The organism is Candidatus Babeliaceae bacterium (assembly GCA_041660765.1).
Classification (GTDB): domain Bacteria; phylum Babelota; class Babeliae; order Babelales; family Babelaceae; genus JBAZVR01.
This window is the reverse complement of record JBAZVR010000005.1, coordinates 1-9,167: the sequence shown is the minus strand read 5'-3', so window position 1 is coordinate 9,167 and position 9,167 is coordinate 1. Positions and strand designations below refer to the sequence as shown.

General features: G+C 33.0%; 20 protein-coding genes. All 20 read left to right on the top strand.

The annotated features are described in order from the left end of the window. Window positions 1-416: hypothetical protein (locus tag WC707_06820; protein MFA6066866.1), on the top strand; the 416-nt coding region annotated here is incomplete at its 5' end. A 113-nt stretch (window positions 417-529) separates the two neighbouring features. After that, window positions 530-769 carry a hypothetical protein gene (locus WC707_06815; GenBank protein MFA6066865.1) on the top strand — a complete coding sequence of 80 codons (240 nt, stop codon included), beginning with the start codon at window positions 530-532 and terminating at the stop codon, window positions 767-769. Window positions 770-780: 11 nt separating this feature from the next. Beyond that, on the top strand, window positions 781-1,083 hold the full coding sequence (locus WC707_06810) for a hypothetical protein (GenBank protein ID MFA6066864.1): 303 nt from the start codon (window positions 781-783) through the stop codon (window positions 1,081-1,083). Next, window positions 1,076-1,207: a hypothetical protein gene (locus WC707_06805; GenBank protein ID MFA6066863.1), complete on the top strand. Its 132-nt coding sequence runs from the start codon at window positions 1,076-1,078 to the stop codon at window positions 1,205-1,207. The genes WC707_06810 and WC707_06805 overlap by 8 nt, the downstream gene beginning before the upstream one ends. A gap of 106 nt (window positions 1,208-1,313) precedes the next feature. Beyond that, entirely contained in the window at window positions 1,314-1,439 is a 126-nt protein-coding gene (locus WC707_06800; GenBank protein MFA6066862.1) for a hypothetical protein, read from the top strand. Window positions 1,440-1,441: 2 nt separating this feature from the next. Continuing rightward, window positions 1,442-1,768 (top strand): hypothetical protein, encoded by a 327-nt coding sequence (locus WC707_06795; protein ID MFA6066861.1) that lies wholly within the window; start codon window positions 1,442-1,444, stop codon window positions 1,766-1,768. A 53-nt stretch (window positions 1,769-1,821) separates the two neighbouring features. Continuing rightward, window positions 1,822-2,226, top strand: a complete 405-nt coding sequence (locus WC707_06790; GenBank protein ID MFA6066860.1) for a hypothetical protein — start codon at window positions 1,822-1,824, stop codon at window positions 2,224-2,226. Between the two features lie 2 nt (window positions 2,227-2,228). Continuing rightward, complete coding sequence (locus WC707_06785) at window positions 2,229-3,227, top strand: IS1595 family transposase (protein MFA6066859.1); 999 nt, start codon at window positions 2,229-2,231, stop codon at window positions 3,225-3,227. Window positions 3,228-3,281: 54 nt separating this feature from the next. Beyond that, complete coding sequence (locus tag WC707_06780) at window positions 3,282-4,736, top strand: class I SAM-dependent methyltransferase (protein ID MFA6066858.1); 1,455 nt, start codon at window positions 3,282-3,284, stop codon at window positions 4,734-4,736. Window positions 4,737-4,765: 29 nt separating this feature from the next. Beyond that, the gene (locus tag WC707_06775; GenBank protein MFA6066857.1) at window positions 4,766-4,960 is read left to right on the top strand and encodes a hypothetical protein; all 195 of its coding nucleotides are present in this window, start codon (window positions 4,766-4,768) and stop codon (window positions 4,958-4,960) included. 10 nt (window positions 4,961-4,970) lie between these two features. Further along, window positions 4,971-5,324: a hypothetical protein gene (locus WC707_06770; GenBank protein MFA6066856.1), complete on the top strand. Its 354-nt coding sequence runs from the start codon at window positions 4,971-4,973 to the stop codon at window positions 5,322-5,324. 14 nt (window positions 5,325-5,338) lie between these two features. Beyond that, window positions 5,339-6,007, top strand: coding sequence for a hypothetical protein (locus WC707_06765; protein ID MFA6066855.1), 669 nt, complete (start codon window positions 5,339-5,341; stop codon window positions 6,005-6,007). Further along, window positions 6,004-6,495 carry a hypothetical protein gene (locus WC707_06760; protein MFA6066854.1) on the top strand — a complete coding sequence of 164 codons (492 nt, stop codon included), beginning with the start codon at window positions 6,004-6,006 and terminating at the stop codon, window positions 6,493-6,495. Before WC707_06765 ends, WC707_06760 begins: the two co-directional genes overlap by 4 nt. After that, a complete protein-coding gene (locus WC707_06755) occupies window positions 6,492-6,809 on the top strand; it encodes a hypothetical protein (GenBank protein MFA6066853.1) in 318 nt (105 codons plus the stop codon). The genes WC707_06760 and WC707_06755 overlap by 4 nt, the downstream gene beginning before the upstream one ends. Before the next feature lie 55 nt (window positions 6,810-6,864). Continuing rightward, window positions 6,865-7,266 carry a hypothetical protein gene (locus tag WC707_06750; GenBank protein ID MFA6066852.1) on the top strand — a complete coding sequence of 134 codons (402 nt, stop codon included), beginning with the start codon at window positions 6,865-6,867 and terminating at the stop codon, window positions 7,264-7,266. A gap of 90 nt (window positions 7,267-7,356) precedes the next feature. Beyond that, on the top strand, window positions 7,357-7,659 hold the full coding sequence (locus WC707_06745; GenBank protein ID MFA6066851.1) for a hypothetical protein: 303 nt from the start codon (window positions 7,357-7,359) through the stop codon (window positions 7,657-7,659). Between the two features lie 147 nt (window positions 7,660-7,806). Continuing rightward, entirely contained in the window at window positions 7,807-8,100 is a 294-nt protein-coding gene (locus WC707_06740) for a hypothetical protein (protein MFA6066850.1), read from the top strand. A 166-nt stretch (window positions 8,101-8,266) separates the two neighbouring features. Beyond that, window positions 8,267-8,452: a hypothetical protein gene (locus WC707_06735; GenBank protein MFA6066849.1), complete on the top strand. Its 186-nt coding sequence runs from the start codon at window positions 8,267-8,269 to the stop codon at window positions 8,450-8,452. After that, on the top strand, window positions 8,452-8,607 hold the full coding sequence (locus WC707_06730) for a hypothetical protein (GenBank protein MFA6066848.1): 156 nt from the start codon (window positions 8,452-8,454) through the stop codon (window positions 8,605-8,607). Before WC707_06735 ends, WC707_06730 begins: the two co-directional genes overlap by 1 nt. Before the next feature lie 71 nt (window positions 8,608-8,678). After that, window positions 8,679-9,029 (top strand): hypothetical protein, encoded by a 351-nt coding sequence (locus tag WC707_06725; protein MFA6066847.1) that lies wholly within the window; start codon window positions 8,679-8,681, stop codon window positions 9,027-9,029. Window positions 9,030-9,167: the final 138 nt, after the last annotated feature.

Below are 9,167 nucleotides of genomic sequence, written 5' to 3'. Positions count from 1 at the left end.
TGTTTTTTTCGCCGACAAAAGAGTTACCTAACCCGAATTTACAGGCCCGAATGAATATGTTTTGCGAACGGATTTTGATAAAACACTTCAATATGCGCAAAAATCCCTGGACATTTTTGCAAAAAAATCCGGGAAAATGGTTCGATCCACGCTTCGAAAATGGTTTTGTTTTCACTAAAAAACTATACGAGGAAGCCCTGAAGCAGCGAAAAATGAACAAAATGTATAATTCGAACCTCAAAGACATGATAGATTGGTATTGCAGGTATATGAAAAATCAAACAGAGTATCATGCGGCCGTCCAGTTCCTGGGAAAAAAACGAGACAAGCAGCTGCTTGACCTTTTTAACAAATGCGTACTTGACAAAGACGAATTTAACAAGGAAAACATTGATAAATACAGACAAATAGCATAATGAACACTAATTATCAAACACCTGCTGCAGTTGTGGAATACATGGTAAGTTTAATACCAACGAAGGAATGAAAATTACAAATTATTTTCTTTAATAACAATAATTTAAAAAGCATGCCTAAAACCTATCCTAAATATTACAAGCTTTGGGTACAATTTATTCCCGGTACCGAAAAATTTAACCTTCACATCAAAGATAAAGGGAAATATAATTACTTAAGCAACCATGATTTTCCAAAGGAAAAACAATATGATGCAATAATAAAAAATATTTTCGAAAAATTAAAAAATCAAATACAAAAGGCCATTCTATACGATAGAGAAACTAACGAACCTATTGAAACTTTAAAATAAAAAACGACTTTATGAAAAAATTATTTAAGAAAATTTATGTTTCGATTTTCAAAAAAAGTTACAGCTACATACAAGGAAAACAAGTAAGCCGTACAGAATTAATAAGAGAAACGAAAGCCCTTGATTGGCTTCTTATTTATTATAAAAAATTTTCTATACTTCCTATGAATATTCAGGATGGAAAATGTAATTTATTATTATACGAGTCATTCAAAGCATCATTGAAACAGATTATATGCAAGCACAAATTTATACAAATGGATTTTGACACCAAAACATGCCACAAATGTCTAGAAACAAGAACCTATGAATAAAAAAGAAATCAAAGCCGAAGTAAAAAAGCTACAGGAACGTATAGCATTTATATCAACCGTTAGGGCCATACACAAAGAAATTTTAAAAGATCGATCTAAATCAAAACGCAAAAAAGTAAGATGATAACAATATCACTCACTAAATTAATTATTATGGCCTTTGCCTGGTTTGCAGTAGGAATTTTCTCAGCTGTTGCAATAGTAATTTATATAACCAATAAATTTAAAAAATGATGAAAATATTAATGCAAATATCAAATTTAGAAACGCTTGCACTTTGTATTATTGGTTTTGCGCTTTTTGTTTTGGGCGCAGCAGCAATGCTACTGTTTGTATATTTAATAAAACATGATTGATAATGAAAAAAATTAAAATCACTCTTAATCGCGGCGAATTAGAATCGTTATGCACTTTGATGTATAAACTACCTTTCAACGACAAAGGCGATAAGTACTTTACAACAATGGTTAAAAATTTATTGATTGATGTTTATTTGCGCCTATGCAAAAAACAAATAACAGTAGTTTTTAACCCTAAAAAAGATTTTAAATTTACGTTTAATGCCGCCGAAGCCGCCGCTTTTGTTGTGCAATTTAACCCTATTTTCAGGGAGTTTGCTCCTTACGAAATGAATACAATGCAACGAATAATAACCGAAATTGATAAAAAAATTGGCATGTATTAAGGTTATGACAGAATAAATTTTCATATCTTTGCGAAATTAATAAAATTAGCAATATGAAAACAAAACAAACAAAAAGATTCGGAATTATAGTAATTCAATTTATAACAACAGAAATAATATCATTTATAATTCAAACATTTTTACAAAATAAATTTCAAAATATGACAATAAAAAACGTAATAGACAACGCTATAATAATTGGAACTTGTGTGACAATTATTGTTTCCATTATCCTATTAATTAAATGGAAAATCAAGGATAAATCAAATGAAGTAAGTCTAACAAAAAGAATACTTGATATAATACAAAAACAAAGGTATTACGAGCATCAGGTAATAGACTCGCAACTATTGAATAAAGATGAATCCAAAGTTTTAGAAGAACTAAAAAAGGAAATGAATATTCCTGAAAATGAAATCAAAAAAATGATAAGCAAATATTTTCAATACCCAGTTTAACCATGAACCTAACAACACTAAGTAAAAAGTTCAATACAAAGGCTAAATGTATTGCCTATCTTGAAAAATTGAGATGGGGCAAAAAGCCTACATGTCCGTTTTGTGGCGAAAAAAAGCACATAACAAAACGCCTTAAAACTACACGTTACCATTGTAATAAGTGTAACAGCGATTTTAGTGTACTTGTAGGAACTATTTTTGAAGATACAAGAATGCCATTGCCTAAGTGGTTTCAGCTAATTACGCTTATCCTAAATGCTAAAAAAGGAATATCCGCAAAGCAATTAATGAGAGATGTTGAAATAGGTTACCCTACTGCATGGTTTGCAGCAATGAAAATACGGTGTGCAATGATTAACCATTGCAACAGCTTACAGCATATTGTAGAGATGGACGAAACCTATGTAGGCGGTAAACCACGTAAAAAATACGCAAAGGATGATTCTCTGCCGATGATTTCAAGGGTATATGATAAACGTGGTCGTGGCACAAAAAAAATACCAGTAGTTGGCATTGTAGAGCGTGATGGGGACATAGTTTTGAAAGTGATTGAAAAATTAACCTCTAAAAATCTGTTAGCAATGCTTAGAGATAATGTAAAAATTGATAAAAGCATTGTAATTACTGATGATTTTAGGTCATACAGGAAGTTTGACGAAGTTATAGAGCATCTAACAATCGAACATAGCAAAGGTGTTTACTCAAAAAAAGGAGTTAACACAAACACTATTGAGGGCTTTTTTAGCATTTTGAAAAACAGCATTAGGGGGCAATATGTAGCAATAAGCAAAAAGTATTTACCGTTCTATTTAGTTCAGGCACAATACATTTTCAATAATCGAAATTTTAAAGGAAATTTATTTGAAGTATATTTAAAAAATGCAGTGCAACATGAAAAAAGTATGATTAACTACAAACCCAAAGGGGACACTAAAAAGATAGCATTTAGTAAGTGTGAAATGAAAAAAGCAGCAAAAGAGCTACAAGGCTTAACATTCTAAGTAAATACAAATATGAACTGTCATAACCTTAATACATGCCAAAAAATTTAACCAATGGAACAAAATAAATACACACTCCAAATTTGTATCCACTTTCATTATAAGGATTGGTTTTTTGATATTATTATTCCAAAAGAACACAAAATTTTTATATTCTCTTTCCATTTTTTCTTTATTAATATTTCAATAACAAAAAATGCATATCATGACGCAATACAACAAACACAATTACAAGCACCACAAATAACAGCCGAACAATGGGACAAAATTATAGTTGAATCGGAAGAATTAAAAATACCCTCAGACGAAAAAATAAACGAAATGTGGGAAAACATACAAAGCAAAATCACTAAACCAACACAAATAAAAACTATGAAAAAAATAACCATTAAAACAATTTACCTCGTGTCAGGAATGCCAAACCAAGGCAAAACAACAATTACCACAACATGGGTTGATTTTATAAACAGAGGCGATAAAAAACCAGCTCAATACATGATGCTGGACGGATGCATGCTCAATTACCTAAACCACCAAAACAACACTAACTTAAGCGGTGAGCAAATCAGCGTTTTGGAATTAATTAAAACATACAACCAGCAACAGCTTGATGGATTAAGAAATTGGATTTTTAAAGAAATAGATCTATTCCTGCAATCCGATAAAACTGATTTGTTTATTGATGGCTGGCTTCTCGATTTTTATCAGGATGTTATTTTAGCCGCATACAGCGAAGCACATAATATAGCTTGTATGAAATGTTTCGATTACAATATTTATGTTGGGAATGAACTATATATGAATAACAACATAAATGACATTTTGCCTATGATGTATATTGTTACGGATGATTTTAAAAAATATATGTTGAGCATCCTGAGCGCAAAAACAAACTACCATTATTTCGAAGATATAAAATGCGGAAATCCAAATCAACACTCAGTTGAAAAATATAAATGCCTAAACCTTATAAAACACATAACCAATAAAACAATGTTAGATATTGGCTGCAATACCGGTTATAATTCAATTTTTGCGGCTTATGCAGCAAAGCATGTTACAGGAATAGATATAAGCCTCGAGGCCATTGAAACAGCTTCTGCGTATAATAATTTAGTTTACAAACATGCTAATCTCGATTTTTACGCTGGCGATTTTTACTCCATGTCGGAGGATCAACAATTTGATGTTATACTGGCAGCTTCCATTTTGCACTATCAAATAAATGATGGTGATTTAATGATCGGAAATTTTATTGATAAATGCTACAACTTACTTACGCCAGGTGGTGTGTTGATTTTGGAATGTGGAATAATGCCAGAAGATACAAGTTATAAAATAGTAACACGACTCAGCGATAAACAAACCTGCATATATACTAATTACGAACATTTAGTAAAGCGTTTATGTTCTAGGTTTAAATTAATTTACCAAAACAACTCCATAGAACAGGCAGGCGACAAAGTACCACGTTTTGTATTCCACTTCCAAAAACAAACCACTTTTTAATAATTAAAATCAAAAATAAAAAAATGCCTATGACAAAAAAACCTATCGACCGAACAAACCAAACAATAGCATCATTAGCCATAATCTACAAAATGGATATTCGCACATTCCGCGAAAACATTAATTCAATCAAAGAACAAATAAAAGAGGTAACAGGCCGCAAAAACACACATCTTACGCCAAAGCAAGTCGATATGATTTTAGAAAAATTAGGAGAACCTTAAATATAAAGCCATGAGAAAAACATCATTATTCCTGAAATTTTGTTGCAAATACAGAATATCAATTACTGTTTTAACAATAGTAATTTCAACATTCATATATTGCTTTTTCAATCAAAAAGTTGCTTTTGTTGTTTGTGTAATTGCATTCTTCATATCAAGTTTTGTAAATTTTTGCATAAAAGAAAAAGAGGTTGATCAATGGTTGTTAGAAAATGATTTTCTTAACGATCCCTTTTTGGATGACAAATTTAAAAAAGCATACAATGATGAAAAATGCGAAGCACAAAAGAAAAACATATTGCTTTTATACCAAGCAGATCAAATATTGAATTATGAAAAAATAAACAAAGCATTTAGTAAATAAACCCCAAAAAACTCATGAACAAAAAAATCGAAAACAATCTTCAAATGATAATTGAAGATAATGAGCTAACTAAAGAAGAAAAAATATTAAAACTTCTTACGGCCGATTACGGAATATTATATCCCGATAATGTAAAATATTTTGATGCAAAAAACAAAGAAATTGCCCATTGGATTGCAAAAATTGATAGTTGCTGGACACGCGAAGCTATTAAACTTCCGGATGCAATGTCAAATGTTGGAACGTCAACAGACGTGCTAGTAAACACAGCAACGAATCCCGAAACAAGAAGAGAAAAGGCAGTAGAGATAATAACAAACATGATGAAATCAATTGCAAACAACAAAGATGTAAAACCATTTGTTATAGCTGCACAAGACGGCGTTATTACCATAGAGGAATGTATAGTAGGCGAAAGCGGAATGCTTGAGCTTCCCGAAATAAAGATGAATACACCTAACGACATAAAATTAAAATCAAGAGCCGTACGCCGAATTTTAAAACAAATTACACCGGTACTGCAATCCGAAATAGGAAACATAACCTACGTAGCTCTTATGCGTAAGGATTGGGCAAAGCTGCACGAGATAACACTCAGGTTAAAGAAAAAACCAAAAATGAAACTTGAAAATCGCGCCGGATGTATTTTCCTTATTATTGACGAATTTGAATTTGTAATATGAAAATCTTCAAAGAAATACTAGCCTGGTTGTTGCTATTTGCATTTTTAATATTTGTGCTGAACTTATACCCATGGCAAACACCAAATAAATGCAAAAACAAATCTGAAGCAGCAAAAAAAATGGTAACAAAAACCGACACAGTTACACTTGTAAACACACCGGTGCCGGTTGCAATATTCCCGGTAAACATTACCGTTTATCATCCTACTGCAGCAGAATGTGGAAGCGACAAAGGAATAACAGCCACAGGCGATACCATAAACCCAAAAAACCCCCAACGGTGGGTTGCAGTTGGAAGTAATTATTTTAGCTACCTGAAAAACAGGAGCGTTACACTCCACTGCAACCCATGTCCTTTGGTAAACGGAACATGGACAGTAAAGGACAATAGCGGCAAAATTAGCAGCCTAATCGAAATATTAATACCAAACCCCGACCAGGTTACATTTGGTGGTAGTTGGCCCGGTAAAATGAATGTAGAATTATGAAAACAATACGAATATTTCCTCGCAAAACAAATGCAACGCCTACTGACGAAAACGTAAAGCCTGTGTTATGTGGCATTGTTTATTCGCTTTTAAATCCTAATAAGCCTCGTGTCGAGTGGTGTACAATTGAATATATGCACAATGCGTGGTTGATGAATTGGGCTGGCAAAGGTCTTTGCAATAATGAACATGGCGAAAATGGATTTTTCTTGACGTTAAGAGCCGCTAAAATGTATGCTACAAAACAAGGATTGAATATTGGTAAAAAATCGAAGTGGGGTGTTTCTTATAATGCCACATACGATTGGGGCTAAATTCTCGTTGCCCATTTCAAATACGAGATACAGATAATTAAAAGCGGAGAACATTATGCAACTACAAACTTTCTTTCGGAGCATGGGCAATGGAATTTTAGCCATTGTTAGTGGTCATGTAAAAAATAATAAAACGCCTATGCCTCACAAGCATGAATGGGAATTACAGTATGGCATTGGAGCGTATTGGGATGCGAGTAGTTATGAAGTGATGAAATGCAAAACATGTGGCTCGAAAGGAAAAAAGTGGAGAGGCAAAACAAAAGCGACAGAACGAACCGAATTATGTAAGAGCTTACCACACGAACATGATTGGTGTTTTGAATATCATGGAGGCAGAAAAGCAGGTGCAGACAAAAGCACACCAATGAGTGAAGTGGTAAGTTGTGAGTGTGGTAAATGGGCGGTGAGGCATTACGGAGAAAAGGAATACAATTTATTGGCAGATACTAAATAGGCGTTTTATTATTTTTTATTGCCACTAACGGTTCGCAGGTATGGAATCGGTTTTTTACGGATTTGAAACACAAAACTTAAAATATACAAAATGGATGCAAAAGAATATTTAAAATCAAAGGGAGTTTTTGGATTGGATACCAAAAAACGATACAATGAAGTAATTGAATGGATGGAGGAATATGGGAAAGAGCGAGTAAAAAACTGTTCTATAACTGCTGTTAGCGGACAGTTGCCGACTAACGAAGAGATTGATTTAATAATTGAGCAGGATTTGCCCTTTAGCGAAGAATATCAGAAATACTCTGAAAAAGAAAAAATACTTATGTTAGCAGCAACTAAAGCTGGGGCAAAGTGGTTTCGTTCTTCGCTGATTGAAGACAATTTCCGCTAACGTTAAATGTATGGTTAGTGGCGGATTAGAAACCACGAACCTATCAAAACGCACAAAAGTAAATGAATAGTAAATACTTAATATTAACCAGTACAACCGCCATTAACTATACATATTGTTAGGTGCTGTACTTTTAAATTCAAAATTATGAACGGACAATACATTTTAAAAGGAAAAACGCCTGTTGAATGCAACGATTTGATGGAATGGGCAAAACAAATGGAAGGTAAAAACAGAATTGTAGAGCAATCACAATTTGAAGATGTAAAAGTTTCAACTGTATTTTTAGGTTTAGACCATTCTTTTGGCGATGGAGAACCATTATTATTTGAAACAATGATTTTCGGAGGTGAACATGACCAATATCAAGACAGATATTCAACTTGGGACGAAGCGGTTGAAGGTCATAAAAAAGCCTGTGAGTTGGTGTCTTTAGTATAGCACCTAAAGGTGGTGTTAGCAAAGTGCATTGGATTGTGGGTGGCTCGTTCCAAAACCTTTTATTTTCTTTTTTAGGGAGGCTTTGAAAACTTTTTTACTAAAATACTTGCTAAATGACAATTTATGTTTATCTTTGAACCATATTAACAATTAAAAAATAAAGACAATGACAAAATTCGGAACAACAACTTGCCAATTTTACAACGGAACAGATTCAGTAACCGTTAATTCATCATTATTCAGAACTATTAGAGGGTGGGCTTCTACTGGTATTCCAAAAGATGCAATTAAAGGTGGAAGAAAAGTTTATGTTGCTAAAACAACTCTTGAACGCATTAAAAAAATTGCGTAATGAAAATATCTGTAACTCATTATGCAAAACAGCTTGGTGTAACTCGCCAAGCTGTTTTGTTACAGATTAAAGAAAAAAGATTGCCGAAAAATGTTAAGGTTGAAAAAATTGGTAATACTTACTTTTTAACTGTGGGTGGGCAAAAAATAAAATAAAAGGTTTTGGAATGTTTGCTAACACGTGTTGTGCGTAGTGTTTTATTATTAATTGTTTAAAATATATCAAAATGAGCGAATTAAAAGACAAAATTTTAGAAGAATATAAAAACGGTAATGTAGTAATTGCAACACCCGAAGGATTGCAGGGAACTAAACTATCAGAATTTATAAAACAGCCTACTGATGGGTTGCTTTATGATTTAAACCGAAACGAGGCGGTTGTATTAACGTTTATTGATGACCCAAAATGGATAAATGACTATGCAGTTTGTCAAATCATCAGAGAATTAAAATCAAAAGTTGAAACACTTGAAGGTGCGCTGGATAAAATTGCAACAGGAGCGCAACCTGCAAATGATAGAGAGGCATGGATATTTGTCGAAATTGCCACTAAAATTGCGTGCGATGCTGTTTCTTAGTATTACGCACAACGATTGGGGCTAAATTCTCGTTGCCCATTTCAAATACGAGATACAGATAATTAAAAGCGGAGAACATTATGCAACTACAAACTTTCTTTCGGAGCATGGGCAATGGAATTTTAGCCATTGTTAGTG

Excerpts from the sequence above, each read along its gene's own strand:
- WC707_06815 (MFA6066865.1), top strand. The coding sequence starts at position 530 with ATGCCTAAAACCTATCCTAAATATTACAAGCTTTGGGTACAATTTATT.
- WC707_06810 (MFA6066864.1), top strand. The coding sequence starts at position 781 with ATGAAAAAATTATTTAAGAAAATTTATGTTTCGATTTTCAAAAAAAGT.
- WC707_06805 (MFA6066863.1), top strand. The coding sequence starts at position 1,076 with ATGAATAAAAAAGAAATCAAAGCCGAAGTAAAAAAGCTACAGGAACGT.
- WC707_06800 (MFA6066862.1), top strand. The coding sequence starts at position 1,314 with ATGATGAAAATATTAATGCAAATATCAAATTTAGAAACGCTTGCACTT.
- WC707_06795 (MFA6066861.1), top strand. The coding sequence starts at position 1,442 with ATGAAAAAAATTAAAATCACTCTTAATCGCGGCGAATTAGAATCGTTA.
- WC707_06790 (MFA6066860.1), top strand. The coding sequence starts at position 1,822 with ATGAAAACAAAACAAACAAAAAGATTCGGAATTATAGTAATTCAATTT.
- WC707_06785 (MFA6066859.1), top strand. The coding sequence starts at position 2,229 with ATGAACCTAACAACACTAAGTAAAAAGTTCAATACAAAGGCTAAATGT.
- WC707_06780 (MFA6066858.1), top strand. The coding sequence starts at position 3,282 with ATGGAACAAAATAAATACACACTCCAAATTTGTATCCACTTTCATTAT.
- WC707_06775 (MFA6066857.1), top strand. The coding sequence starts at position 4,766 with ATGACAAAAAAACCTATCGACCGAACAAACCAAACAATAGCATCATTA.
- WC707_06770 (MFA6066856.1), top strand. The coding sequence starts at position 4,971 with ATGAGAAAAACATCATTATTCCTGAAATTTTGTTGCAAATACAGAATA.
- WC707_06765 (MFA6066855.1), top strand. The coding sequence starts at position 5,339 with ATGAACAAAAAAATCGAAAACAATCTTCAAATGATAATTGAAGATAAT.
- WC707_06760 (MFA6066854.1), top strand. The coding sequence starts at position 6,004 with ATGAAAATCTTCAAAGAAATACTAGCCTGGTTGTTGCTATTTGCATTT.
- WC707_06755 (MFA6066853.1), top strand. The coding sequence starts at position 6,492 with ATGAAAACAATACGAATATTTCCTCGCAAAACAAATGCAACGCCTACT.
- WC707_06750 (MFA6066852.1), top strand. The coding sequence starts at position 6,865 with ATGCAACTACAAACTTTCTTTCGGAGCATGGGCAATGGAATTTTAGCC.
- WC707_06745 (MFA6066851.1), top strand. The coding sequence starts at position 7,357 with ATGGATGCAAAAGAATATTTAAAATCAAAGGGAGTTTTTGGATTGGAT.
- WC707_06740 (MFA6066850.1), top strand. The coding sequence starts at position 7,807 with ATGAACGGACAATACATTTTAAAAGGAAAAACGCCTGTTGAATGCAAC.
- WC707_06735 (MFA6066849.1), top strand. The coding sequence starts at position 8,267 with ATGACAAAATTCGGAACAACAACTTGCCAATTTTACAACGGAACAGAT.
- WC707_06730 (MFA6066848.1), top strand. The coding sequence starts at position 8,452 with ATGAAAATATCTGTAACTCATTATGCAAAACAGCTTGGTGTAACTCGC.
- WC707_06725 (MFA6066847.1), top strand. The coding sequence starts at position 8,679 with ATGAGCGAATTAAAAGACAAAATTTTAGAAGAATATAAAAACGGTAAT.